Raw genomic sequence first — 26,549 nt, 5'->3', positions numbered from 1 at the left:
ACCTTTTAATCCTTTTCAGTCCGCACTTCGACGAGCACCTCGTCCGGATTCACCCGATCTCCTTCTGAAACGTAGATCTCCTTGACCACCCCTGCAATCGAGGTGTGAACTTCGCTCTGCATCTTCATCGCTTCCACAATCAGAACCGTCTGCCCCGCTTTGACCTTCTCACCCAACTGAACTTTGATGCCGACCACCGCACCCGGCATCGGCGTGGTCACATCCCCTTCATGGGCGGCCTTAGGGCGGGTCGATCGCCCCCCCGCCTTTGCATCGATCCTTCCCTCGGCGCTGGGGACCACCTCCAGGAGCGACTCGACCATCACCTCCTCAAGCTGTCCATCGACATAAAGGAAATAGGGCCGCCCGCCCTCCCCCGGATGTCCCATCCCGCCGACCTTCACATGAAACGTCTCCCCATGGACCTTGACATTGAATTCGCTGGGGGCGAGGAGAGGGGAGGGGGGAGACAGGGTCGATTCGGTTTCCTTCTCATTGGAAGGAATTTCAGGCTTGTTAATAGGATCGTTCTTCTTCGCAAAAAAGTCAAGCGCGACTTTAGGGAAGAGGGTATAGGTGATGAGATCTTCGACACTTTCAGAGATATCCTTGAGCTCCGCTTGGCATCGGCTCAACTCCGGCGCGATCAGGTCGGCGGGACGTTGCGTCACCACCTCTTCATCGCCGATCGCCCGCTTGCGGACCTGCTCGTTGATGGCGGCCGAAGGCTCCCCATAGAGTCCCTTTAGATAATTTTTGGTCTCGGTGGTAATAACTTTATAACGCTCCCCGGTCAGGATATTCAATGTCGCCTGCGTCCCGACGATTTGGCTGGTCGGCGTCACCAGCGGAGGATAGCCGAAATCTTCCCTAACCTTGGGAACTTCTTCCAAGACCTCCCTCATTCGATGGAGCGCCTTCTGCTCGGAGAGCTGGAGGGCCAAATTGGACAACATCCCGCCCGGAACTTGGTAAATCATCACGTGCGGATCGACGCTGGTGTAATCCGATTCGAACTCCTTGTACTTCTTCCGGACCTCTCTGAAATAATCGGCGATTTCGGCCAGAAGGTTGAGATCCAGTTTGGGATCGTACTCGCTCCCTTGCAACACATTGACAATCGTCTCCACCGGCGGCTGAGACGTGCCGGAAGCCATCGACGAGATCGCCGTATCGATGACGTCGACCCCCGCCTCAATCGCCTTCACATAGGTGGAAAGGGCCATCGCGCTGGTATCGTGGCTGTGAAGATGAATCGGGACACTGACCGCCCGCTTCATCTTGCCAATCAAGTCATACGCGGCATAGGGGGAGAGAAGCCCCGCCATATCTTTGATGCAGATCGAATCCGATCCCATGTCTTCAAGCCGTTTCGACAGCTCGACAAAAAGATCGTTGTTATGAACGGGACTGATCGTATAACAGAAGGTCCCCTCGACCTTTCCGCCGTACTTGAGGGTCGCCTTAAACGCCATCTTCAGGTTGCGGAGGTCATTGAGGGCATCGAAGATCCGGAGGATATTGATCCCATTGCCGATCGCCCGCTCGATAAACCGCTCCACCACATCGTCGGCGTAATGGCGATAGCCGACCAGATTCTGACCGCGAAGGAGCATCTGGAAGGGGGTCCGCGGCATCAGCGTTTTGAGCTGCCTGATCCGCTCCCAAGGATCTTCCTTCAGATACCGGATGGCGCTGTCGAACGTCGCCCCTCCCCACATCTCCACGGCGGCATAGCCGACCTGGTCGATCTTTGAGGCGATCGGAAGCATGTCTTCCGTCCGCAGACGCGTTGCGATGAGCGATTGATGACCGTCGCGAAGGGTCGTGTCCATAATCCGGATCGGCTTCGGTTTCTGCTTCGGCTTGGAATTCGGCGCCATGGGTCTCCTTATCTTTTCGAATGGGCGGCGATCGCCGCGGCGATGGCGAGCATTTTATCCATTCGAAAATAATCGGCTGCAACGTTCAACTTGTCGAAGTGTGAATCGATATAGGTCGTATCAAAGTGGCCCGTCTGGAAATCGGGATCTTCCATGATCCGCTTGTAGAAAGGAATGGTGGTCTTCACCCCCCGGATGACATATTCATCGAGGGCGCGGCGCATCCGCTGCACGGCGCCGTCCCAGGTGCGGGCCCGGACGGTCAGCTTGGCTAAAAGCGAATCGTAATACGGGGGGACGACATATCCCGCATAAACATTGCCGTCGATTCGAACGCCGATCCCCCCCGGGGAATAATAGGCGGTGATTTTTCCCGGCGTCGGAATGAAATTTTTCTGCGGATCTTCGGCATTGATCCGGCACTCAATGGCATGGCCTCTGAGAAAGACCTGCTCTTGAGGGATGGAGATCGGCCGCCCGGCGGCGATCCGGATCATCTCCTTCACCAGATCGACCCCCGTAATCTCCTCGGTCACCGTATGCTCGACCTGGATCCGGGTGTTCATCTCGAGAAAATAATAACGCCGGCTAGAATCGACCAGAAATTCGATCGTCCCGGCGCTGGTGTACCCGACCGAGCGCGCCGCCGCGACCGCCGCCTCCCCCATCTCCCGGCGCAGCCGCTCGTCTAACAATAACGACGGGGCGATTTCAATCAGCTTTTGATGTCTTCTCTGGATGGAGCAATCGCGCTCTCCCAGATGGATGACATTTCCTTGTTTGTCGGCGAGGATCTGAAATTCAATATGATGAGGGGCATGGATATATTTTTCAAGGTAGACCGCCCCTTTCCCGAACGAGGCCTTCGCCTCCGCTTGTGCGATCGGGAAAAGCTTTTTCAGCTCTTCTCGCTCTTTGCAAATCCGAAGACCGCGTCCCCCTCCGCCGGCGGAGGCCTTCAGCATGACCGGATAACCGATCTCGTCGGCAAAAGAGGCCGCGTCATGGAGGGAAGCAATCGGCTCGACTAAGCCGGGAACGATCGGAACGCCGATCTCCTTCATCTTTTGGCGGGCGGAGACCTTGTCCCCCATCGCCCGAATGGCGGCGGCCGGAGGCCCGATAAAGGTCAGCCCACTCTCTTGGCAGGCCTGGGCGAACTCCGGATTCTCGGCAAGGAAGCCGTAACCGGGATGAATCGCATCGACCCCCTTCTGCTTGGCCAGATCGATGATCCGGTAAATATTAAGATACCCTTCGATCGGTCCCGGTCCGATCAGGCAGGCTTCGTCGGCCTTCTTAACATAGAGGGTGGTCGCGTCTGCTTCCGAGTGGATCGCAACCGTGGGAATGGAAAGCTCCTTGCACGCCCGAATAATTCGAAGCGCGATCTCACCCCGATTGGCAATCAAAATTTTTTTGAACATAAATTCGTCTCGTAGGGGCGATCCTTGTGATCGCCCTGATATTCCAGTGGGGGGCGAATACAAGATTCGCCCCTACATTTATCATCTAATTCACCTGCACCAGCTTTCCCCTTTGTACCTGGATCAAGATCGGCTTCTTGAGGACCTCGCCGTCCCGGATTTCGGAAACGAGTCCGGAGACCCCCTGGAAATCTTTTGTATTTGCAAGCGCCGCCTTCACATCCCGCGACGTCAGCGCCCCGCCTTCCAACGCCGCCAAAACCAAACGGGCGGCATCGAAGGCCTGGGCTGCGAATAAATCGGGTTCCTGTTGGAATTTCGCGCGATACTGTCCGACGAACTTGCGAACCATCGGATCGGGGCTTCCCACGAAAAAACCGTCGATAAAGGTCGCTCCCTCCGCATAAGGACCGACCAACTTCAGGAACTCGGGCGTGTTCCAACCGCTGGTTCCCAGCAAAGGGATGTCTTTGATGTTGTGAAAAACCAGTTGAGGAATCATCAATCCCGCCTTGCCGGCATCCCCCGGCAAGAAGATCGCATCAAAACCGGGCGTATAGGAGACCTCCCTCTTTCTCTTTCCCTCCTGCACGATCTCCACGATTCCGTCCTTCTTTAAATCGGCTTCTTTCAACTGCCGGATCGTCGCGGTAAAATCGGTCGCATCGATGGGATAGGGTTCGGCATGAACGATTTCGCCGCCGAGCCGGCTCACCGCTTCGGAGAAGCACCGGACCCACTCGGCCCCCAGCCCCTCCTTGGGAAAGAGAATGGCGAACCGCCTCAGGTTCATTTGGGTGACCGCATACTCCGCGATGGAATGGCATTGGAAGCGGGCGGTGATCGCGTTTCGGAAAACCGATTTGCCGAGGGAGGGAAGCCGCGCCGCCGTGGCGGCGGGGGTGATCAAGACCAGATCGGCCTTCTCCGCCACCGGCGCAATCCGATCGACCTCTTTGCTCAAAAGGGGTCCGACCAGGGCGATCGGACGGAATTCATCAATCCATTCCGCCAGACTCGGCTGAGATCGGCTCCCATCTTCGTCGAGATCGCGGACAACCAGACCGACCGAGGCCCCCGGCAACGCTTCCTTGAATTGCTGCAACGCCAATTGAACGCCGTTCAACGCATTGTTCCCAAACGGGGCCAGCCGGCCGGAGAGAGGAAGCGCCACGCCAAGCAGAAAACGGTGCGCCTTGATTTTCTCCCGAATCTGGCCGATCAGCCGTCCGGCCTCCCCGGCAAAGAGATGATTCGGGAATGCGGAAAGGAACCGTTTAATCTCCCGCTCCTCGCGGTAGTAGTCTCCCCGGCTGTCGTAGATCCCGATGAGCCGGACCATCGCCTCATCGGCCGGAAAAGCGGACCCGTACTCTTTCAAGATCGTCTGAAGTTCTTTCTCAGGAAGCTTTTCCTTCAGAATCGAAATGATCGCTTCCCGCACCGCACTACTCGCAATCGGATCGACGATCAGTTCCTTTTTCTTCATCAAGACCTGAAGCGCCTCCAGGAATTCATTCCGATCAAGATAAGCCTGGGCGACCTGCTCGTAAATCAACATCTTGGAGGATTCGCGTTCAGGAAGATCGACCCAGAGGTCCATCGTTTCCCTCAAATCACCGAGCATCAGATAGAAATCGCTTAACTGGAGACGGGCCGTATCGGCCCGAGGGTGTTTCGGGAATCGATCGAGGATCGTCTTCAAAGCATCGATCGCGCGCTTGATCTCCCCCCGTTTGGAATAGAGTTGTCCCAGGGCGAGGTAGACATCGGGGAGAAGCACGCTGTCCGGAAATCTCAGAACGAACTGTTCGAAAGAAGGGAGCGCCGCCTCCGCATTGCCTGAGGCGGCGGCCGACGCCGCCTGATCAAAAAGCGCTTTTTCTTCGGGGGAGATGGGAGGGGGGGCGCCATTGTTCGATACGCCTGGAGGCGGATCGGCGCGGGAAGGACCTTGCCCCATCCCGGCGGGAGGGAACAAAAGAAGGAAAACCAAACTCAAAAAAAAACTTCCTTTTAACAATCAGACGCGCTCCTTAAACGGGAGAGGAACATCCCCTCCGGGGAAATTTCTTGATGATAAAAGAATTGATTCACCTTGTCAAGAATCTGAATTTCCGATAGAATCTCCGCAAATGGATACGCTGATCGATCGATTTATCAATCACCTCTCCGTTGAAAAGGGACTCTCACCCAATACCCTCTCCGCTTATGCTCAGGATCTTCAAAAACTGACTGAATTCGTCGACCAAAAAGGGATTTCCGGACCGGATCGAATCGAGCGGAAGGAGATCCTTCTTTTCCTGTCCGACCTGAAGCGCCGCGCCCTCGCAGCTTCTTCGACCGCGCGCATCCTCTCGACCCTCCGGACCTTTTTCCAATTCTTGATCACGGAGGGGGTCCTCCAACAGGATCCTTTCGCGCATATTCACTCGCCACGCCAGGCGTTCCGCCTGCCGAAGGTGCTCCATCCAACCGAGGTGGAAGCGCTCCTGAACTTACCTAAGGGAGACAATCCGATCGGACTCCGGAACGATGCGATGATCGAGCTTCTCTACGCCACCGGACTGCGGGTCTCCGAACTGGTCTCACTGCCGATGGGAGCGGTCAATCTGGAGAGCGGTTATTTGATCGCTCATGGAAAAGGGTCCAAGGAACGATTGGTCCCGATCGGAAAATGCGCCCGGGAGAAACTCTCGCGTTATTTGACCTTCGCGCGGCCGCTTCTCCTTAAAACAAAGATAGCGACCCCTCTTTTTATCAACCGGTCCGGAAAGGGAATCAGCCGGCAGGCCTTCTGGATGCAGTTAAAAAAGACGGCGCGAAAAGCCGGCATCCGAAGATCGATCACGCCGCATATGCTTCGCCACTCGTTCGCCAGCCATCTGTTGGAAGGAGGGGCCGATCTTCGATCGGTGCAGATGCTTTTAGGGCATACCGACATCTCGACCACGCAGATCTATACCCATGTGGCGCGGGAGCAATTGAAAAGAACACATCAGAAAACGCATCCCAGAGGTTAGTCAACGAGAGGGATGGAAGGTCACTTTATTTAGGCAGGCACTGAGAGATGTGGAAGAGAAGCTCTTCGGGAGGCAATGACTTATCGATGAATCCCGCCCCGCCGAGTTTTTTGATTTCATGCACCGCATCAAGGTCCTTGTGAGTGCCGGTGATCACCAGGATCGGCGCATCCTTTGCGAGGTTTCCCGCCTCGACGATCCGGAGGAGTTCGAAGCCGTTCAGCCCCGGCATTTCCAGATCCATCAGAATCAGATCGACTTGCTCCTGACCGAGCCGTTTGAGGGCTTCCGTCCCGTTGGTCGCTTCGATCACTTCATAACCGTCTTTTGTAAGAATCTCGGCGAGGTTCTTCCGGACGGTTTGTGAATCATCGACGACCAACACCCGCTTCCTGGATGCACCCATCTTTACTCCGTTTCATTAACTAAATGTGATCGTCAAGCTTAACGGATTTGGAGAGCCAGCACCGATCTGGTCGCACACGACACTACTATTGTCGGATGAGACCGTATTTCCAGGGCTCTCTAACGTTGACGAATTCACAATGGTCACGATACACTCTCCCGATCGAGGGGCCGTATTATCAGCATCTGTAAATGTATAGGTATCATTTTCGGCTGGAAGAGATTTAAACGTCAACGGGACGGATTGATTTCCTTGACCTTGCGAAGGGATCTCGCATCGATCAGGGTCGTTCGTATTGGTCGGTGTAGGACTCTGTGTGCAGGTAAAGTTGATTCCAGACCCTTCTACACGAATCGTTTGTCCAGCAACAACGCCTCCCCCTTGAGGATCGCCAAGAAGAATCTCAAGCGCCACGCGAATCTCGTCGTCCCCTCCCCGGCCACCGCCGCCGCAACTGGAAAATAATATAATGGAGATTAAAAAAAAGCCCAATCTTTTCATGATACTTCCCCCTTTCCGGTTAAAGAATAGCACAAAAGCGTAAATATGCAAGGGATTAAGAGCGAGCGGAACTCTGGAATGGGAATAAAAGCGAATAGGATTTCTCGGAATGATTATTCGTAGGAGATAAGCGCAGTGATCGGAATTCCCTTCAACTTGTCCCGACCTTTTAATCCTAACAGCTCGATGACAAAGGCCACCCCCTCAATATCTCCCTCGAGTTGGCGAACCAAATTCACCGTGGTAAGGATCGTCCCGCCGGTCGCCAACAGATCGTCGACGATGAGGACCCGCTCTCCCGGAGAGATGGCGTCCCGGTGGATCGCCAGACCGTCCGAACCGTACTCAAGTTTATATTTCTCTTCTATTTTATCGGAGGGAAGTTTTCCAGGTTTTCGGACAGGGATCAGGCCGGCCCCCAGCCGCTCGGCGAGCGGCGCGCCGAAGATAAACCCGCGCGACTCGATCGCCACGACTTTATCGATCCTTTTGCCGATGAAGGGGGCCGCCAACCGGCGGAGCACCTCTTGATAAGCGACCGGCTCCTTCAAGAGGGTCGTGATATCGTAGAAAAGAATCCCCTCTTTCGGAAAGTTCGGAACCTCACGAATTTTTGATTTTAAATCCAAAGTCCTCTCCTCGATTCTTTAGAGAATTTCATCCGGTCCGATCGTCTTCTCGGTGATGATGGTCCGGAGCTTCCGGAGGGCGCTCGACTCGATCTGCCGGACCCGCTCGCGCGTCAGCCCGAAGACCTTTCCAATCTCTTCGAGGGTGTGCGGCTCATCTCCTTCCAACCCGAACCGAAGAACGATCACCTGCCGCTCATTGTCCTTCAGCAACGACATCCATCGCAGAATGTCCTCTCGTCTCCGGACCCCCTCCGCCTTGTTGATCGGAGAAATTTGGCTGGTATCTTCGATGACATCCCGAAGGGCCGTTTCCTTGTTCGCGGCGATGGGGCTGTCGAGAGAGTAGGTCTTCCGGAGCAGCTGCTGGATGTGATCGACATCTTCCGGATGGATCTTCATCTTCTTCGAGATCTCATCCGTTTGGGGCTCCCGGCCGAGCTCCTGGACCAGATCTTCGACGTGCGAGAGATAGTGATTGACCCGCTCCACCACATGGACCGGAAGGCGGATCAGCTTGCTCTGATTGATGATCGCCCGCTCGATCGACTGGCGAATCCACCAGGAAGCATAGGTCGAGAAGCGGAAACCTTTTCGATGATTGTATTTTTCAACCGCCTTGATCAGGCCGATGTTCCCTTCTTCGATAATGTCCGAGAAGGGAAGGCCCCGATTCATATACCGCTTGCCGATACTGACCACCAACCGAAGGTTCGACTCGATCATCCGCTGCCGGGCCGCCTCATCCCCCTTGGCGATCTTTTTGGCGAGCATGACCTCTTCTTTAAAGGTCAGCAGCGTCGAGCGGCGGATGTCTCGGAGATAGGTCTTGACCGCATCGGCCGGCGGGGCATAACGATCTTCTTCCTCTTCATATTCGGCCGCGGGAGATTCTTCCGTCTCGGAAAATCCCTCCCCGTCGGAATCCTCGGAATCTTCCTCCAATTCCTCGCCGTCGATGTTCTCTTTCTCCTGCTCTACCCACTCTTCGCTCATGGCCTATCCTCGTCGAAGTTTTTCTTTCATTATAGTAGAAACAAAAGAGAAGACAAGCAGAATTTAATATCGAATGGAGAACGCGTGAAATCGGCTGGAGGGGGGGCCCCAGGAGACGTCGACCGCAGTGACCTTCGATCGCGGCGGACCCTGCCGGAGGAATTGAACAAACTCCTCAATCTTGGCCCTCTCCCCTTCGACCTCGATCTCCACCCGGCCGTCCGCCAGGTTTCGGGCATACCCCTTTAGCTGAAGGTCCGAGGCGCGCCGTTGTGCGAAATCTCGATATCCGACCCCCTGGACCTTTCCGCTCACATAAATGTGATTTGAAACGAGTTCCGACATAGGGAAAAGGAGGGGGACAATCGATGTCGATCGTCCCCCTGGAATGGTCGGGGCGAGAGGATTTGAACCTCCGACCCCACGGTCCCGAACCGTGTGCGCTACCAGTCTGCGCTACGCCCCGATACTACTTGAGAACTATTTGCCATTTTCCATTTATCATTTGTCAATTGAATATCCCTTCCCGAATGGAAAAAGAAAAATAACAAATGGAAAATGGCAAATCTTACTTTATCTTTTCAGCCTTCATCCCGAAGACCTTCGCCACACCCGGATGGACCACCTTCCCGTCGTGGGTGTTGACGCCGGCCGCCAGGGCCGGGTCGGCTTCGATCGCCCGCTTGAAACCGAATTGCGCCAATGCTTCAAGATAGGGGAACGTCACTCCGGTCAACGCGAAGGTCGAGCTCCTCGGCACCGCTCCCGGCATATTCGTCACACAGTAGTGCAGGACGCCGTCGACCTCGTAGACCGGCTCCGAGTGGCTCGTCGGACGGGAGGTTTCGAAACAGCCCCCTTGATCGATCGAGACGTCGACCACCACAGACCCTTTTTTCATCTTGGAGACCATCTCTCGTGTCACCAGATGAGGGGCCTTGTCGGCCGATCGGGCCACCGCTCCGATGACCAGATCACTCGCCGCAACCTGCTCCGCGATGACATCATGGTACGGGGGGAGGGTCACCACCTGCCCTCGAAAGAAATCGTCGAGATAGACCCGCCGCATGGCGTTTTCATCGATTACGGTGACCGACGCTCCAAGTGCGAGGGCGACCTGCGCCGCATTCTTCCCGACGACACCCCCCCCGATCACGGTCACCCGTCCCTTTTCCACCCCGGGCACGCCGGAGAGGAGCAGCCCCATCCCGCCCGCTTGCTTTTGCAGATACTGGACGCCGACCAGGACCGACATCCGTCCTGCGACTTCACTCATCGGCCGGAGAAGAGGACGGCTGCCGTCGGCCGACTCGATCGTCTCATAAGCGATCGACGTGACCTTTCCTTTGAGCAATGCCTCCAACAGCGCAGGGTTGGCCGCCATATGGAGATAGGTAAAAAGAAGTTGGCCGGGATGAAAGAGCCCATATTCATTGGGGAGCGGCTCTTTTACCTTGACAATCAGGTCGGCCTGATCGAAGAGCGACGCTTTCGATGTAACGATCTCAGCCCCCGCGTTCCGATACGCGGCGTCGGGGATTCCACTTCCCTCTCCGGCCCCAGTCTCCACCAGGAGTTGATGGCCTTCTCGGTAAAGGGTGCTGACGCCGGCGGGTGTAACGCTGACGCGATACTCGTGATCTTTAATCTCTCTTGGTACGCCGACTTTCATCTTCTGGACGCGTACCCTAACAGTTTTGCTCAGAAAAGTCAATCAATTCGAGAGGAAAACGTCAATGCCGCCGATGAAATTTTATCTCCCGACGGGGAGATGGCCGATTAGGTCGCCCCCTTCCACTCGCGCGGAGTGGCGGCCTTGATCGTTAGCGCATGGATCTCTTTTCCCATTTCGTCCTGCAAAGCGGAGAAGACCAACCGGTTCCGATTGAGAAGGGAGATTCCATCAAAACGGTCGGAGACGACCTGCAAAATGAAATGCCCTCCTCCCGCGGCCGCCCCCGCATGCCCGGCATGCTTCCAACTCTCATCGATGACCTCGACGAAAACCGCCCCCAACGATTCCTTCATCTTCCGCTCGATCTTTTGCCGTGTTGCCTCACTGGCGTCGCTCATTGCGCTTCCCCCATCCGACTGAGATTTGATCGCCGGCATCATAACACATCGACCTTCTCTCCTTCTACCCGGTCCGCAAGGATTTCACTTGACCCTGGTTGAAAACCACGTTATCTTTGACCAGGATCATCAAGGGGATTGACGCGGATCACCTTCGCGATTCGGTGAGGCGGGTCGTCCAACAGTCCCTTCGTTTAATCATTATAAAGGACCGGCATGAAAAAAATTTTGTTTCTTTGTGCGAGCAACGCCACACGAAGCCAGATGGCGGAAGGGATGGCGCGCAAGGCGCTCGCCGACCGTTTTGAAATTTACAGCGCGGGAATTCAACCGATCGCAATGCACCCGTTGGCGGTCAAAATCATGAATGAGATCGGGATCGATATTTCCGGGCAAAAAAGCAAGTCAATCAATGACGTTCCCTGGAAAGAGATGGACATGATCGTCACCCTCTGCGGTACCTCTTCCAAAAGCCTACCCTCCCTTCCCCCCACGATTCAGCGCTTACACTGGCCCGTTCCCGATCCGGTGACAATGACCTCCCATTACGGCTTCAAGAGTTCGGCGGAAGGAAAACAGATCGCCTTCAAAGAAGTTCGCGACATGCTTCAGAAGCGGATGGAAGAATTCGTGCAAGAACATAAATAACGAGGGGGTAGGGGACAGGGGGTAGGAAAAGACAAGGCAAGAAGAGATAAGAGGAGATTAAACAGGGGTAAGCGATCGGTTCTTAATTCTATCCTACCCCCTATACCCTATACGCTATACCCTCCCGCCACTCCCCCCTCCCGTCCTTAATATAACGAAAGCGGCGCATATCGCATCGGTATTCCGGTCAGGCGCTGCAGCCACTCCTCCATCCGTTCCTCCGGAAGGGGCGCCCGATTTAGACGGATTTCGATCTTATATCCCGATTGGCCCCCGACCACCCCGACCACGGCATACGCCTCTTCCCCTTCCGGCAAGAGCTGCCCGGTCCGGAATTCACACAGGTTCGCCAAGACCCTGGCCGTCGGTCCGATCGCCTCGACCATCTTCGGAAGATCCTTTAACGGCGCCTGAATATAACCGCGATAAAGAAGGCGGGACAACGGCTGAAGGCGGTGAAACGATTCCAAGGCTTCGGGGGTAAAACCGGAGAAGAAGGTGCGGATGGTGGCCGGACGCACCCCCCTTTTTGAGATCAACCGCGCCGCCGGCACCAGCAACTGATAGGGATCGGCGACAATCTGCTCGAATTGGCACGGTCCGAACGCATCGGGCCAGGAGCAGGAAACGGGCCAAGCCGGATCTTCGGAAGAGATGGAGAGGCTCCCCTTCTCCCACTCCACGAAGAGCGGAAGATCCAACACCTCCACCGCCGCCGCAAAGAGGGAGGCCCGCTCGCTCAACCAAGAGAACCGCCGCTGATCGCCTCGCCGCTCTCCGGGGGTGATGATCTCGTTGGGGGTCAGGCGAACGCGGATAAAGCCGTGATCTTGGCGGAAGCCAATCCAGAACATCGCCTCATGCTGGTGCAGCCGTACCTTCAGCTCGGGCGGAATCGACCAGGGGTGACTGAGGGAGAGATAAGCCTCCATCGAAAGATGCCGGCGAAAGAGATCATAATGGCTTCCCGCCAGAACGAAAAAATCTCCTTCCCATCGATCGTTGACCTGGACCAAAGTCACCTCATCCACCGGCCACGCCTCCAATCGGTTGATCTCATCGAGGCTCTTGATCCAGAACTCCTCAAAGTAGCAAGAAACCTCTTTATCGATCCCTTTTACGTCAAGTCCCTGTTCCGAGAGAGACCGGGAAAGGGCGACCACCGCATCAAAACCGATCGTCTCCTGGGATTCCCATCGACGTTCGCGCATCAATTTACTCTTTAAGATAAACGTGGAAGAGCGATTCGAGGGCGCCGACGGAATCTTCCGTCGACTCGTGGAGGGTAAAGGCGAAAACATCGAGATTGGCCGGGGCATTCAACATCTTCATTCTCCCGTCGGCAAAGGCAAAGGCGTACCGATACGTGATCATCCCTCTCTCCGAGTCATTCCGAAAAATGGTACTGGGATTTCAAAACGAAGTCAAGGAAACTCGTCGAAGCGTTTTCAATTATGCTTTTGTCTGATTGATCAGAAGACCGAGAGGGAATGTCTTGAAGATCGAATGAAAAGGGAGAACGGTTTTCCCGTTCTTCTGCTCCGCCTCTATTCGCTCCCCGGTCAGCACATTCAGATAAGCCGCGCCGGGCTCTTCCCCTTCGAGAAGAAGATCGGCCCCCTCCCACACCGCCCCGATCGGATCATCCAAACGTCCATCCATCCATACGGAGAGAAAACGCGGGGCGGCTACGACCACCCGTTCCTGATTCAATTTCCTGGAAAAGGCGATCAGATGCTCCTTGCCCGGCCCGATCACCTCATGCGGAATGTAGGCTCCGTTTAAAAACAGCCGGCGGTGCGCGCGGCGGCAATTCATCGCCCGCCAGGTGACAAAAAGTTTAATCGTCCCTTCCTCTTTTTCCCGAAGAAGGCGCTGGATCAACAAAGGGGAAGGCCGATCGGATAGGATCTCCTTCTTAAGACCCTCCAAGCGCCGCATTCGGGAAGGATAGTCGACCGGCCGCCGGTTGTCGGGATCGACCAGGCTCAAATCGAACAGCTCGCCGCCTTGATAGAGATCGGGAACCCCCGGTGAGGTGATCTTCAGCAAGACTTGCGAGAGGCTGTTGAAGATCCCGAAATGGGCCACCTTCTTTTGAAACCCTCTCAAGTCGTCCAGGAAAGGGCCCGATCGACCGGGATCTAAAATCGCCTCGATGAAGGCCGCCAGGGCTTGATCATACGCTTCGTTGGGGCTGATCCAGCTGGTATTCACCTTCGCCTCTTTCGAGGCTTTCATCATATACGCCTGAATCCGCTTCACGAATTCTTGATATTCACCGGGAGAAGGCTCCCCGAACGGCCAGGCCCCGAGCAGCGTTTGATAGAGAAGATACTCCTCGTTGGCATCTGGCGCCGGATCTCCCTCCAATTCCGACTTCTTTGAACGATTGAGATCGGCCCATCGCGTCGCCGCCGCTTGCCACGCATCCGGCATTTCGGAGAGCACATTGATCCGGGCGCGAACATCTTCGCTCCGTTTCGTATCGTGCGTCGATGTGGCGAGCATCGAATAGGGCCACCTCTCCAGCCGCTCCGCATTCTGCGCGTGAAAATCGTTCATCGAAATGCCGAAGGTCTGCGGATCTCCTCCCACCTCGTTCAGCGAGACCAGCCGGTTGTAGACATAAAAGGCGGTATCTTCCAATCCCTTGGCCATGATCGGGCCGGTGCACTGTTGGAATTTTTGGACGAAGGCGAGTTGCTCCATCCGATCTTCCTCGGTGAAGTATTCGGGATGCTGCATGAGGAGGATCCGCTTCACGTAATCGAAGATGGAGATGTCGGTCGCCGGGCTTCGCTGTTTGGCCTTCGTCACCGCCATTTCGATAAATTTCCGGTCGTGCTCTTCGAGTCTCTCGAATTTTGTAATATAGGTTCGGTAGATCGGAAAAGAGGCGATCACCTCGCGGATCGCGTCCCGTAGACTGTAGAGGGTAAAGTCGCGCGAAAGCCGGTCTTTTTCGGAGAGGCGATTCAATTGGTGGGAGAGGACGTTGATCTCGCTCGCCATCGTGGTGTTCATGATGAACTTCTTCCGTTCGTAGACAATATCGAAGAAGCGGCCCTTCCTTCCGTTGAAGTCGGCGTAGATCTCGTCGAACCGCTTGGCATGGCGGCTGTCGACGAAGAGGGCATTCACGGCGTTGAGAAATTCATACCCGACCGTCCCGTGCACCGGCCACCGCTCCGGCAGCCGCTCCCCTTTGCTGAGGATTTTCTCGACGATCACATAATACGGCAGCCGCACCCCCGGCCGGGTCCGGCTCTCCAAAAAGCGATCGGCCGCCTCGGCCAGACGCTCCTCGACACTTTTTCTCTCTTCTTCCGGCATTTCCTCCGGGATCTGCCTCACTCCGCGAAGGACAAAACAACGCTTTTGAAGCCGCCGAAAATAATCGACCGGATCGTACAAACCGTCGGGGTGATCGACCCGAAGTCCGTCGAGCTTCCCCTCTCGAATGAATTGAAAGATCAACCGGTGCGTCTCCTCGAAAACCTCCTTCCGCTCCATCGCGATGGAGGCGAGCTCGTTCACATCGAAGAAGCGCCGGTAGTTGATCTCGTCCGAAGCGACCCGCCAGTAGGAGAGGCGGTAGGACTGATCGTTGAGAAGCTGATCGAGCAGGTCGAAGCTCCGCGGGTCCCCCTTCCTTCCGTTGAAGAGCGCCACATTCGCGTCGATGAACTTCCGAATTTTCCCCTCGGCCTGATAGAGTTTCGCCAACCGTCGCTTGATCCAGTCGATCTGGCGGCGCTCTTCCGCGACCCGCTGGGGATCGGACTGGATTTCAGCGGGAAGATGGAGCAGGGCAAGCGTGATCCCGTGATACTCCTGGAGGTTCTCCGGATCATCGCCCATCTCCGTCTCCAACGCATCCAAGCGGTGCCTCAAGAGCCTCGGATAGGTCCGGGGAGAAATCGGGAAGCGGTTTTCGTAATAGGTCACCCAGAACGCCCCCTCGGAGAAAACCAGCTTCAGCTCTTGGTTCTCCAGAACCTTGCCGTACTGATCGCCCAACACGGGAAGGAGGACCTTTCCGCTCAGCTCTTTTTTGATCGGATGCCAGTCGATATCGAAATAGCGGGCGAAGGGAGAGTTCCGCCCGTTTTCCAAAACATCGAGCCACCATTGGTTTTCCGTCACCCCCATATGGTTCGGCACGATGTCGAGGATGTGCCCGAGATCATGCCGCCGCAGCGCGTCGACCATGCCGGCATGATCGGCCTCGCTCCCGATTTCCGGATTCAGCGCATTATGATTACAGATGTCGTATCCGTGAAGGCTCTTCGGCCGCGCCTGTAGATAGGGAGAGGCATAGAGGTGGGTGATGCCGAGATCGTTCAGGTACGGGATGATCTGCGCGGCATCCGAAAATCGAAACTGGTGATTGAATTGCGCCCGATAGGTTGCGGCGGGAGCGATCTCAATGTCCGAAAACCGGGCGATGAAAGCGTGAATGAAAGCATCGATCCGATCATTCCCGAACGGCGGAGTCTGCGACATCGTCATCCTGGCTAAGAAGAGAGAAACGGCAGAAGACAAACCTCAGGAGAGAACATTCCTCGCTTCTATGATCGCATATTTAATGGAAGCGGAACAAGGGAGAGGAAAGATAATCGGGTGAGTGGGGAGCCGGCCCCTACTCCCATTCGATGGTGCTGGGGGGCTTGGAGGAGATGTCGTAAACGACGCGGTTGATCCCTTTGACCTCGTTGATGATCCGGCTGGAGATCCGTTTGAGAACGTCGTGCGGGATGTCGGCCCAGTCGGCGGTCATCCCGTCTTGGCTGGTGACGGCGCGCAGCGCGACGGCGTTCTCATAGGTCCGCTCATCCCCCATCACCCCGACGCTGTGAACCGGCAGATAAACGGCGAAGGCCTGCCAGATCGCGTTGTAGAGACCGGCTTTCCGGATCTCTTCCTCGAAAATGGCGTCGGCCTCGCGCAATCGATCGAGCCGTTCCTTGGTGATCTTTCCAAGGACCCGCACCGCGAGGCCCGGACCTGGGAAGGGATGCCGATAGAGAAGCACCTCCGGAATGCCGAGCTCAACCCCCAGCCGCCGGACCTCATCTTTGAAGAGCATCCGAAGCGGCTCGACCAGCTTGAGACGCATTCGCTTCGGAAGTCCGCCGACGTTGTGATGGGTCTTGATCGTCGCGGAGGGACCTTTCAATGAAACACTCTCGATGACGTCTGGATAGAGGGTCCCCTGCACCAGGAAATCGACCTTGCCGACCTTTTTGGCCTCCTCGTCGAAGACACGGATGAACTCCCCTCCGATGATCTTTCGCTTCCGCTCCGGATGGCTGTCGGCCGAAAGCCGCTTGAGGAAGCGATCGGAGGCATCGATGAAACGGATGTTCAGCTTGAGATTTTTCTTGAAGGTATCGAGGACCCGTTTCGCCTCCTCCTTCCGCAAGAGGCCGTTGTCGACGAAGATGCAGGTCAGCCGCTTTCCGATCACCCGCTGCACGAGGACCGCCGCCACACTGGAGTCGACCCCGCCGCTGAGAGCGCAAATCGCCTTCCCTCCTCCGATCTGGGCTACGATGGTTTTCTCCGCTTCTCTGAGAAAGGAGCCCATATCCCACGTCGGTTTGCAGCCGGCGATGTGATAGAGAAAGTTCTGAAGGATCTCTTTTCCCTGCGGGGTGTGGACCACCTCCGGATGAAACTGAAGCGCGAAGAAATTTCGCCGCGGGTCTTTCATGGCGGCGGCGGGGGAGTTGTCGGTCCGGGCGATCGCTTGAAACCCGGGAGGAAGCGTTTCGATCCGATCGCCGTGGCTCATCCAGACGGACGTTCGGTTCGGCAATCCTTTAAAGAGATCGGAAGAGTCATCGATCAGCAGATCGGCCCGGCCGTATTCGCGTTTCGTCGCCCGGGCCACCTTTCCGCCGAGAAGATGGGTCATCAACTGCATCCCGTAACAGATTCCCAAGATCGGAACGGAAAGCTTGAAAAGACCCGGATCGCAGAGGGGGGCCTTCTTATCGTAGACGCTGGACGGCCCGCCGGAGAGGATGATCCCGCTCGGCTGCGCCGCTTCAATTTCTTTCAGCGGAAGATGATACGGAACGATCTCGGAGTAGACCTTGCTCTCCCGCACGCGGCGGGCGATGAGCTGGGTATACTGCGATCCGAAATCGAGGATAAGAATTTTAGGTGTGGACGATGACATCAGACCTGTGTGGCGGAAATCGAGCGCTGTTAGGACTCTCCGCCCCGTTCGTAGTTCGGAGATTCCTTGGTGATGATCACGTCGTGCGGATGGCTCTCGCGCAGCCCGGCATGGGTCAGCCGGATGAATCGGGCCTTTTCTCTAAGCGCTTCGATATCCCGCGCGCCGCAATAACCCATCCCGGCGCGCAGGCCGCCGACGAGCTGATAAACCACGGCCGAGAGGGTCCCTTTGTACGGAACCCGCCCCTCGATCCCTTCCGGAACGAGCTTCGATTCCGGCTCGAACTCCTGGAAGTAGCGGTCCTTGCCGCCGCGCTGCATGGCGCCGAGCGATCCCATCCCGCGATAGACTTTGTAGCTGCGTCCCTGGAGGAGAACGGTCTCCCCCGGGCTTTCCTCCGTCCCGGCAAAAAGTCCACCGATCATCACCGAATGGGCCCCCGCGGCGATCGCTTTGGTGATATCGCCGGAGTATTGGATCCCGCCGTCGGCGATGATCGGGACCTTGTATTTCTTCGCCCCCTTGGCGCACTCCGAGATCGCCGTCAATTGAGGCACGCCGGCCCCTGCGATCACCCGCGTCGTGCAGATCGATCCCGGACCGACGCCGACCTTCACCGCATCGACCCCCGCCTTGATCAGATCGACCGTCGCGGCGGCGGTCGCCACGTTGCCGCCGACGATCTCCACTTCGGGATAACGCTTGCGGACCGCTTTAATCGTATCGAGCACTGCGACCGAGTGGCCGTGGGCCGTATCGACCACGATCAGATCGGCCCCCGCCCGAATCAGCGCGTCGACCCGATCTTTAGAGTCGCCGCCGATGCCGACCGCGCCGCCGACGCGCAGCCGTCCGAACGTATCCTTGCAGGCGTTCGGATATTTGATCTTCTTCTCGATGTCTTTGATCGTGATCAGTCCCTTCAGCTCGAAGTGGCTGTTGACCACCGGCAATTTTTCGATCCGATTTTTGTGCAGGATCTTCCGGGCCTCTTCGAGAGTCGTCCCCTCCGGCGCGGTGATGAGGTGCTCCTTCGTCATGACGTCGGAGACCTTGAGATTCATCCGGGTCTCGAACCGCAGGTCGCGGTTGGTCAGGATGCCGACCAGCTTTCCGCTCTGTGTCACCGGAATGCCGGAGATCCGATATTGGTTCATCAGCTTGAGCGCTTCATGCAGCTGCTGATCGGGAGAGATGGTAATCGGATCGACGATCATGCCGCTTTCCGATTTCTTGACCCGGTCGACCTCGGCCGCCTGCCCCTCCACCGAGAGGGCGCGATGGATGATGCCGATCCCCCCCTCCCGCGCCATGGCGATGGCGAGTCGAGATTCGGTCACCGTATCCATGGCGGCGCTCAGGACGGGGACCTGAATTTCGATATTTCGGGTGACTCGGGTGCGAAGATTGACGTCTCTGGGAAGGACCGCCGAGCGGGCGGGAATCAGAATGACATCATCAAAGGTTAATCCCTCTTGGAGTTTATTGGACAACATGCCGGGGTCCCTCTGATTCGTTGATAAAAGTGATTATTATTATCATAACTGGGTATCGAGGTCAAGGGAAGGAGTTAAAATAAAAGAGCCCCGCAGGAAGGCTCCTGCGGGGCTCTTTGGGGTTGTTCGTCCGCTACGCAGCCAGACTGACGTTGATCGCCTGCGGGCCCTTTTTCCCCTGTTCAACTTCGAATTGAACCTTTTGGCCCTCTTCGAGCTTGCGATAACCCTCCCCCTGAATCGCTGTGTAGTGAACAAACACGTCGCCGCCATCATCGCGAGTGATAAACCCAAACCCTTTGTTGGCGTCGAACCATTTGACGCGCCCTTTAATCATGGAGCCTTCCTCCTCAATTCTCTCTTGATTGACCTTGTTCTTTGGCAGAAAGAACACTGCCGCTTGTTTGAAACAAATCTCTATTACCAGCGCCGATTTCCGTCGGCGACTTCGGACAGAAGCCGGGAGGCTGTCCGAACAGCCTCTAGAAAGCTTCCTCAAACAAGATCAATTTACCGTAGCATAAGGCAAAAATGGAAGTCAACGCGCTCGAAAGGATGGAAAGGAAGATCACATTGGATGGCTAAAAATGATCAGTCGTGATGATCTTTGTCGCCATTTGGATGATCATGATCGTCTACATGCGGCTTCTTTTTTGGGGAGCCGCTCATCTTGGAAGGGGCCGGCTTGGCCGGCGCCGGATCATGGGGGTGATCCCCTTCTTCTTCGTCGTGGTGGTCGGCCTCCTCCGGATGATCGTGATCGTCCACATGAGGCTTCTCTTCAGAGGGGCTCCCCATCTGAGAGGCCCCCCCCTCCGGTGCGGCGGGATCGTGGGAATGATCCTCCTCCTCGTGGGGATGATCGCCTTCGTCGTGGTGGTCCCCCTCCTCTCCCATGACCGCTCCCTCCTCCTCATGGGTATGCCCCTCATGCTCCTGCGCGGGCACAGCCCATCCGTAGACAGTGAGAGCGATCAAGGAGAGGCCGAAGAGGGCGCCGAGGCTCAAGATTCCTTTGCGGGCTCCCAAGCGCCGCTCCTGTCCGCGATCCAACAAGGGAACCAACGCCAAGAAGCCGAAGAGAATCATGGTGATGTAGAGAACGGCGCCGACCCCCCAGATATTCTCGAACAGATACATCCAGAGGAACGGCCAAGGGGGCTTGACCGGATCTCCATGCCCGGAGGGGGCCTCTCCGAGCGGCGCGCGAACAAAAACGGCCATCAGCGCCAGGAACCCGTAATAAGCGACGGAGAGAAGAAGGATGCTCCGAGCGTGCTCGCTGAACCGGCCTTTGACCTCCTGCGCCGGCACTTCCGGCGCATTCGACCATTTCCCCCAGGGGGTGGGGGCCAGGTTGAAAATGTGGATCAGGTAGAAATGCCCCATCAGAAGAAGAACGATCAGGACCGGGTAGACGGCGATATGCGACACATAAATCCGCAGGTTCATCGGGCTGCTTCCGGGCCAATCGGTCATCACCGCACCGACCGGACCGAGCATCCGCAACAGGCCCTTCAAATGACTCAGCGCATCGGCTCCCTCCTGATCCCATTTCAGGACCGTTCCGGAGAAGTACGAGCCCATCAACATGACCCCGAGAAGGGCGACGCCGATCCACCAGGTGACCTGGCGCGGATGTTTGTAGGCGCCGGTGATGAAGACCCGGGTGGTATGAAGGATGAGAGCGAAGATCACCCCCTGCGCAAACCAGTAATGAAGCGCGCGAAGATAACTCGCCCAGTTGATCCGTTGAATTTGCTCTAAGCTCTTGTAGGCTTGTTGAGGAAGGGGGTTATAGAGCTGCGCCAGGATAAAACCGGTGAGGACCATCAGAACAAAGCCGATAAAGGCGACCCCGCCGAAAGTATAAAGCGCGGAGCGGCCATGCTCGGGGACGGGAAAATCGAGATGCCTTAGTCCAAGCCAGGTGTCGAGCCGTCCCCACCGAGAGGGCTCCGTCGCTGATTTTCCCGAGGCTGGCGAGGAGATGACTTTTCCTCCAAATAGATAGTGGGAATAAGGGATCGGATGATGACGAATTTTTATTCTGCTTCAAAGATCCGCTTCACCAGAGCGGCGAGTTGATCGGGATCGCTTGCGACCGCCTCAACCTCTTTCTTGGCATCCGCCACGAAAGGAATCGCCGTATCAGGGAGGATCGCGGAGAGCCCTTGCAGCCTGGCCCGCTTCTCCACCATCATTCGGATGATTTCTCGTACAGCGGGGTCGAGCGCATCCAGCTCCCGGAGGGCCCCGCGGCTCCACTCCATCTCCTGATCCGGAACACGGACGACAACGTCCCCCTGAATCTTCGCCTGGCAGGAGAGCCGAAACGGCGCGGTCAGTTGGGCCTCCTCGAGCATATTCTCTTCATCCAGATCGATCTCCGTCAGATTCGTCATCCCCTCTACCACCCAAATCCGGCAGGTGCTGCAGGTCGCAAAACCGCCGCAGTCGTGCCGCATCTGAAGACCGAGCTTTTCAGCCGCGTCGAGGAGGCTGGTTCCGTCCGGAATCTCTCCACTTTTCCCGTATGGATAAAAGGTAACCTTAGACATGTCCTGTTTTTGAAGGGTTCGGCGAAGAATAAGGGGGATTATAACGTATCAGGGTATTGAAATCAATGGGAACGGCCTCGTTGCCGGCCGTCCTGTCACGCGGGAGATTTTCCGTTGCCCCCCTCATTTGGACGCTTACTTGAATGAGCGTCCTCCCCTTCGGAGGGCTCGGGATCTTCTTTTTCCTCTTCATCGTCGGGCTGCGCCGGAATTCGATAGTCCCCGCTGGCCCATCGGCCCAGGTCGATCAATTTGCATCTCTCCGAACAGAAAGGACGATAACGGCTCTCCTTCCAATCGATCTCTTTTTGACAGGTAGGACAGACTGCTTTCATATCGGAATCTCTCAGACGCTACTGATCGGGAAAAGTGTTCGGAGGAATTCGACGTCCCAGACGGATCTATTCAGGACGGTTGATAAGGCTTGTCTCCCTTCTTGAGAGGATCGCATTCGACAAGCGATTCCCCTCCCTCCTGGAGGAGAGGACGGCGGTGATAGTGCCGATCTTAATTTTCGACTGCATCATCACCGGGATCCGTTTCTCATCCTCGCTAAACCAGATGAAGACATCCCCTTTATCCATGAAGAGCCCCTCGTATTGGACCTTCGCCTGGACCTTAATCGTGTTGAAGGTTCCGACCGGCGTCGTCACCCGCTCCCTCGCCAACCCGCGAATCTCCAACACCCAATTTTTCTCGCTCTCATGGACATCGATGAAAACCGAACGCCCCACGTCGATCGTGTTCTTCACCCTGAAAAAATAAAGGGAGCTCAATGAATCCTGGACCTGAGGAGGAACCTCGAAGACCTTTTCCTTGTTGTTTTTAAACTGCACCGCCCGATGCTGAGTCTGATCAAATGAAATCACTTTTTCTCTTCTTCGCTTTCCTTGATGTTGCTTGACCTTGATGAAATGCGAGTAGAATCCTTCGACATCGATATACGATTCGACCCGATCATCCACCGGGTAAAAAAGCGAGACAAAATCGTTCGACTGGGCGGTGGAGACGATGTGGTAGACCTCGCGGCCTTTCAGCCTTGTTTTCTCCATCACCTCCATGACGGCGATTCCCGCTTTCGCGCCGAAATAGGTAATATCGTAGGTGAGGCGCTCACCCGGTCCGAAAGAGGAGTTGGCGAGATGATGCGATGAAGGGGGAACGGAAATCGGCTCTGTCGCCTCTATGGGAGAAATAAACAGCAAGCAGGCAAAGAAAATCAGTGTGACCCAAAACTTCATCGCGTCCTTTGTGATCGGGGTTTATTAACGCGTCCCTGCGGGACTGAATAAACGGACCGTTTGGTAACCTGCCTTCGGCAACATCCAATGATCACTGCCGACACCGGATGCTCCGGGAGAATGCACGTTTTGCACGTCATCTCCTTGAGATCCCAGAAAAGATGCAATCCCCGGGAATCTTATAAAAATACCAGACGTTCCGGAAAAAGGTCAAGACGAAAGTGACCCCGGATGGGTACCAGCCTGTAGTAGAATCCCAGCAATCCCTCCGACCCAATTAAAGAAGATATCTCGAAGGTCGAAGATCCGATTTGGCAGGATCCATTGGATGATTTCATCCCCGACCCCGACGGTGAAGACAAACCCAATCGGCCGTCGCTGGTGATCGTAATGGTCCCCTCCAAATCGGTCCGGTGGAGGTGCGCCCCCGTTCGTCGATACATCTCAAGCACTTCTTCTTTCGGAAGGCCGTAGGGATTCGGGCCGGCGCTTAAAATGGCCCGCTCCGGACGAATCGCCTGAACGAAAGGTTCTATCGACTCTCCCCCATGATGCGGAATTTTGGCCACATTGGCCTTTAACTTCGGACCATAAATCGCCAAGAGCTCGCGCTGCACCTAGGGACCGATATCAGCCATGAAGCAGCACGATTGCCTCCCCATATCCGACATCGAGGAAGCGGATCTCTAAAGAAGGTGATGACTCAGCGTGAATGGAATCAATACAGAAAAAGAAGAAGAGATAATAGAAGAAGAGGGAAATGCGGTTGAAGCGCGACTGTTGGAAGGAAGGTCCTCCTACGAGGCTCCGCGGCCGGCCAAGACGACGAAGATGGTTTTGATGAAAATTTTCAGGTCGAGCTTTAAAGACCAGTTGTCGATGTAGTGGAGGTCGAGCTCCATCCATTTTTTGAAATCGGTAATCTTGTTACGGCCATTGACCTGCCAAAGGCAGGTCAACCCCGGCTTCATGGAGAGCCGCCGCCGCTGCCACCGCTCGTATTTCGCAACTTCTTCAGGCAAGGGAGGGCGCGGGCCGACGATGCTCATGTCGCCGCGAAGGACGTTGTAGAGCTGTGGGAATTCGTCGAGGCTGGTTCTGCGGAGAAGGCGGCCGACCCAGGTGGTGCGGGGGTCTTTGAGAATCTTAAATGCAGGCCCCTTCATCTCGTTCAGATGCTCAACGTCATTTCTCATCCCCTCTGCATTCTCCAGCATGGACCGGAATTTGTAGAGGATAAAATGCCTCCCATTCAAACCAATCCGGTTCTGTCGGAAAAGAACCGGGCCGGCCGATGTCAATTTGATCATCAAAGCGATAAGCAATGAGAGGGGAAGAAGTGCGAGCAGTACAACGGAAGCGATGATGAGATCAAAGACCCGCTTCGCCGCCAAGAGCACTTCGTCATGCGGGGTGGTCGTGAAAGTCAATAACGGCACTCCGTGAAGATCTTCGAGGTGAACTTTCGCGATCATATGAGGGAAAAAGTTGACCGCCACGCGGGTCCGAATTCCCTGCTCTTCGCAGAGGAGGAAGATTTCTTCGAGTTCTTCCAGTCTTTTCCGAGAAACGGCAAAGATTAATTCATCAACAACAACTCTCTGAAGCATCGATGGAAGATCTGCAACATGCCCGAGAACTGGGGCTTTTCCGACTTTCTCGATCTTTATTTCCTGATTATCCGAAACAAAACCGATCAGCCTTAATCCCCAGTGTTTGTTTTTCCCGATGATTTCGGCCACCTCTCTGGCCCGTCTTCCCGTCCCGACGATCAAGATATTTCGATAGTTATAACCTCGTTTTCTGGCGGCACGGATAAAGGTTCGAAGTGTCAACCTCTCTAGAAAAATGAAAATAAAACTCAGAGATCCAAATGAGATGATGAAAAGACGGCTGATATAGTCGGCTTTGGCGGCAAAGACAATCGCCATGAGAAGGAGCGTTCCCAAGGAGGAAACCTTGACCAGGTTCCAGACTTCCCGCCAGAAGGTTTTCGTCCTTTGGGATTCATAAAAGCCGATATAGTAAAAAAGGGACGACCAAAGGGGAACGATTACATAGACGAGCCACAGATACCGATCAAAGGAGAGGAGTCTCCCGTAAGGTTCTGAAAAATAGGAATCCCTAAGGAGAAATGAAAGAAAGAACGCCCCGATCAGTAACGCGACATCTGTCAGGTAAACCCAGAGTGAGATAAGTTTTGCTTTCTGCCTTAACATTGAACCTCATTAACATACCAAAAAGTAAAATAACACGATTGATTTTCCACATGCAATAGCGATCTTCAACCTAACCTGGCATTGCCGAAACCGAAAAGACGTTAAACACTCGTGAATCGTTAAACGAATTCCATTTCTGAATCAACGGAATGTTTGAAACTTTTCGTCCACATAACTTTTTATTTTTTCTTTGAACACTTCTTTATCAAACTGTTCTGCGTGCCGCCGGATGTTCTGAGGGTCAAACGACATCTTCTCAAAAAGATGAATCGCATCGATCAGATCTTCGGTGGTTTGCCTCTTAAAAAAGGTCCCTGTCAGTCCGTCTACGACCGTTTCCAATGCCCCTCCCCGTCCATAGGCAATCACGGGCCGTCCGGAGGCCATCGCTTCGACAGGGGCAATTCCGAAATCTTCCTCTCCAGGGAATATAAAAGCCCTGCAATTCCCTAGATATTGGGCTAATTCTTCATCCGAAATCCGGCCGAGGAAAACAATATTCTTTTTTGCCATTTTTTTGAGTTTTTCCTCATACGGACCCGTGCCAATAACGACCAATGGCAGAGATAGCCGATTGAAGGCATTGATGACGAGATCGATCCGTTTGTATGTATTCAATCGCGAAACAACCAAAAAATAGTCGTCCTGCTTTTCTGAAATAGAGAATCGGGATAAATCAACGGGAGGATAGATTAGATCGGCTTGGCGGGAATAGAGCCTTCCTATTTTCCGGCAAATATGGCGAGAGATCCCGATATAGTGATGGACACGGTCAATGGTTTTGAGATCCCAGTTTCTCAAGCGCCAAAGCGCCAAAGGCAAAATCATTTTATAAAATCGATTAAACTCTTCTTGGGCAAGGTACGATTCCGTCTCCCAGACAAATCGCATCGGTGTATAACAATAACAGATATGACAAGTCCCTTGCGGCACGGAAGCCCCTTTCGCAAAGGCGCTGCTGCTACTGAGAATGACATCATATCCATTCAGGTCAAAATTTTCTATTGCAATCGGGTATAGGAGCAGATATTTCTTGAAGTGCCGGTCGAGAGATGGAAGACGCTGCATAAAGGAGGGGCGGATGTCCATCCGTGAGAAGACCGGAGGGAGCTTCGCGGGAAGAAAAATTGATGTATAAATCGGTGCATCTGGAAACACCTCGTGCATCGCCTCAACCACCCTTTCCGCCCCGCCGTATTGATTGAGATAATCATGGATGATGGCTATTTTCATCAAGATGCTCTATGAGAACC

24 protein-coding genes, 1 tRNA gene and 1 pseudogene are annotated in these 26,549 nt (G+C 55.2%); 2 read left to right on the top strand and 24 right to left on the bottom strand.

The features are described from left to right. Nucleotides 1-5: 5 nt before the first annotated feature. From oadA to MCM46_17675, 3 genes are all read right to left on the bottom strand, one after another. Entirely contained in the window at nucleotides 6-1,883 is a 1,878-nt protein-coding gene (oadA, locus tag MCM46_17685) for a sodium-extruding oxaloacetate decarboxylase subunit alpha (protein ID MCG3113642.1), read from the bottom strand. 8 nt (nucleotides 1,884-1,891) lie between these two features. Continuing rightward, nucleotides 1,892-3,310: an acetyl-CoA carboxylase biotin carboxylase subunit gene (accC, locus tag MCM46_17680; protein ID MCG3113641.1), complete on the bottom strand. Its 1,419-nt coding sequence runs from the start codon at nucleotides 3,308-3,310 to the stop codon at nucleotides 1,892-1,894. An 85-nt stretch (nucleotides 3,311-3,395) separates the two neighbouring features. Beyond that, on the bottom strand, nucleotides 3,396-5,312 hold the full coding sequence (locus MCM46_17675; GenBank protein ID MCG3113640.1) for a penicillin-binding protein activator: 1,917 nt from the start codon (nucleotides 5,310-5,312) through the stop codon (nucleotides 3,396-3,398). 133 nt (nucleotides 5,313-5,445) lie between these two features. Between MCM46_17675 and xerD the strand changes: the two genes are divergently transcribed. Then, nucleotides 5,446-6,333: a site-specific tyrosine recombinase XerD gene (gene xerD, locus MCM46_17670; GenBank protein MCG3113639.1), complete on the top strand. Its 888-nt coding sequence runs from the start codon at nucleotides 5,446-5,448 to the stop codon at nucleotides 6,331-6,333. A 25-nt stretch (nucleotides 6,334-6,358) separates the two neighbouring features. Here xerD and MCM46_17665 read toward each other — a convergent pair whose 3' ends face one another. From MCM46_17665 to MCM46_17630, 8 genes are all read right to left on the bottom strand, one after another. Next, entirely contained in the window at nucleotides 6,359-6,739 is a 381-nt protein-coding gene (locus MCM46_17665) for a response regulator (protein ID MCG3113638.1), read from the bottom strand. Between the two features lie 15 nt (nucleotides 6,740-6,754). Continuing rightward, nucleotides 6,755-7,240, bottom strand: a complete 486-nt coding sequence (locus tag MCM46_17660; GenBank protein MCG3113637.1) for a hypothetical protein — start codon at nucleotides 7,238-7,240, stop codon at nucleotides 6,755-6,757. A gap of 113 nt (nucleotides 7,241-7,353) precedes the next feature. After that, entirely contained in the window at nucleotides 7,354-7,869 is a 516-nt protein-coding gene (locus MCM46_17655; GenBank protein MCG3113636.1) for an adenine phosphoribosyltransferase, read from the bottom strand. An 18-nt stretch (nucleotides 7,870-7,887) separates the two neighbouring features. Further along, nucleotides 7,888-8,865 (bottom strand): sigma-70 family RNA polymerase sigma factor, encoded by a 978-nt coding sequence (locus tag MCM46_17650; GenBank protein ID MCG3113635.1) that lies wholly within the window; start codon nucleotides 8,863-8,865, stop codon nucleotides 7,888-7,890. Nucleotides 8,866-8,928: 63 nt separating this feature from the next. Beyond that, on the bottom strand, nucleotides 8,929-9,180 hold the full coding sequence (locus MCM46_17645; protein MCG3113634.1) for an acylphosphatase: 252 nt from the start codon (nucleotides 9,178-9,180) through the stop codon (nucleotides 8,929-8,931). Nucleotides 9,181-9,254: 74 nt separating this feature from the next. Next, nucleotides 9,255-9,331, bottom strand: a tRNA-Pro gene (locus MCM46_17640). 102 nt (nucleotides 9,332-9,433) lie between these two features. Then, a complete protein-coding gene (gene ald, locus MCM46_17635) occupies nucleotides 9,434-10,537 on the bottom strand; it encodes an alanine dehydrogenase (GenBank protein MCG3113633.1) in 1,104 nt (367 codons plus the stop codon). A 107-nt stretch (nucleotides 10,538-10,644) separates the two neighbouring features. Further along, nucleotides 10,645-10,980 (bottom strand): BolA family transcriptional regulator, encoded by a 336-nt coding sequence (locus MCM46_17630; protein MCG3113632.1) that lies wholly within the window; start codon nucleotides 10,978-10,980, stop codon nucleotides 10,645-10,647. Nucleotides 10,981-11,154: 174 nt separating this feature from the next. Between MCM46_17630 and MCM46_17625 the strand changes: the two genes are divergently transcribed. Then, nucleotides 11,155-11,586 carry an arsenate reductase ArsC gene (locus tag MCM46_17625; GenBank protein ID MCG3113631.1) on the top strand — a complete coding sequence of 144 codons (432 nt, stop codon included), beginning with the start codon at nucleotides 11,155-11,157 and terminating at the stop codon, nucleotides 11,584-11,586. Nucleotides 11,587-11,732: 146 nt separating this feature from the next. On the opposite strand, the gene MCM46_17620 is transcribed toward MCM46_17625, so the two are convergent. From MCM46_17620 to MCM46_17560, 13 genes and pseudogenes are all read right to left on the bottom strand, one after another. Beyond that, the gene (locus MCM46_17620; GenBank protein MCG3113630.1) at nucleotides 11,733-12,797 is read right to left on the bottom strand and encodes a hypothetical protein; all 1,065 of its coding nucleotides are present in this window, start codon (nucleotides 12,795-12,797) and stop codon (nucleotides 11,733-11,735) included. A gap of 4 nt (nucleotides 12,798-12,801) precedes the next feature. After that, a complete protein-coding gene (locus MCM46_17615; protein MCG3113629.1) occupies nucleotides 12,802-12,960 on the bottom strand; it encodes a hypothetical protein in 159 nt (52 codons plus the stop codon). Nucleotides 12,961-13,038: 78 nt separating this feature from the next. Beyond that, nucleotides 13,039-16,095, bottom strand: a complete 3,057-nt coding sequence (gene treY / locus MCM46_17610) for a malto-oligosyltrehalose synthase (GenBank protein ID MCG3113628.1) — start codon at nucleotides 16,093-16,095, stop codon at nucleotides 13,039-13,041. A 136-nt stretch (nucleotides 16,096-16,231) separates the two neighbouring features. Further along, nucleotides 16,232-17,776: a glutamine-hydrolyzing GMP synthase gene (guaA, locus tag MCM46_17605; GenBank protein MCG3113627.1), complete on the bottom strand. Its 1,545-nt coding sequence runs from the start codon at nucleotides 17,774-17,776 to the stop codon at nucleotides 16,232-16,234. A 29-nt stretch (nucleotides 17,777-17,805) separates the two neighbouring features. Then, nucleotides 17,806-19,275, bottom strand: a complete 1,470-nt coding sequence (gene guaB, locus MCM46_17600) for an IMP dehydrogenase (protein MCG3113626.1) — start codon at nucleotides 19,273-19,275, stop codon at nucleotides 17,806-17,808. 133 nt (nucleotides 19,276-19,408) lie between these two features. Continuing rightward, nucleotides 19,409-19,612, bottom strand: a complete 204-nt coding sequence (locus MCM46_17595; protein MCG3113625.1) for a cold-shock protein — start codon at nucleotides 19,610-19,612, stop codon at nucleotides 19,409-19,411. A gap of 254 nt (nucleotides 19,613-19,866) precedes the next feature. Then, nucleotides 19,867-21,108 (bottom strand): cytochrome b N-terminal domain-containing protein, encoded by a 1,242-nt coding sequence (locus MCM46_17590; protein MCG3113624.1) that lies wholly within the window; start codon nucleotides 21,106-21,108, stop codon nucleotides 19,867-19,869. Nucleotides 21,109-21,320: 212 nt separating this feature from the next. Then, nucleotides 21,321-21,836, bottom strand: a complete 516-nt coding sequence (locus tag MCM46_17585) for a (2Fe-2S)-binding protein (GenBank protein MCG3113623.1) — start codon at nucleotides 21,834-21,836, stop codon at nucleotides 21,321-21,323. Between the two features lie 209 nt (nucleotides 21,837-22,045). Beyond that, a pseudogene (locus MCM46_17580) lies at nucleotides 22,046-22,171 on the bottom strand (DNA gyrase inhibitor YacG). A gap of 66 nt (nucleotides 22,172-22,237) precedes the next feature. Next, nucleotides 22,238-23,077 carry a DUF3108 domain-containing protein gene (locus MCM46_17575; protein MCG3113622.1) on the bottom strand — a complete coding sequence of 280 codons (840 nt, stop codon included), beginning with the start codon at nucleotides 23,075-23,077 and terminating at the stop codon, nucleotides 22,238-22,240. 179 nt (nucleotides 23,078-23,256) lie between these two features. Next, complete coding sequence (locus tag MCM46_17570; protein ID MCG3113621.1) at nucleotides 23,257-23,694, bottom strand: hypothetical protein; 438 nt, start codon at nucleotides 23,692-23,694, stop codon at nucleotides 23,257-23,259. Nucleotides 23,695-23,874: 180 nt separating this feature from the next. Further along, complete coding sequence (locus MCM46_17565; GenBank protein ID MCG3113620.1) at nucleotides 23,875-25,296, bottom strand: sugar transferase; 1,422 nt, start codon at nucleotides 25,294-25,296, stop codon at nucleotides 23,875-23,877. A 141-nt stretch (nucleotides 25,297-25,437) separates the two neighbouring features. Then, nucleotides 25,438-26,529, bottom strand: a complete 1,092-nt coding sequence (locus tag MCM46_17560) for a glycosyltransferase (protein MCG3113619.1) — start codon at nucleotides 26,527-26,529, stop codon at nucleotides 25,438-25,440. Nucleotides 26,530-26,549 lie beyond the last annotated feature (20 nt).

It is taken from the genome of Candidatus Manganitrophus morganii, from assembly GCA_021651055.1.
GTDB classification, from domain to species: Bacteria; Nitrospirota; Nitrospiria; order SBBL01; family Manganitrophaceae; genus Manganitrophus; species Manganitrophus morganii.
This window is presented reverse-complemented; position numbering and strand designations above follow the sequence as displayed.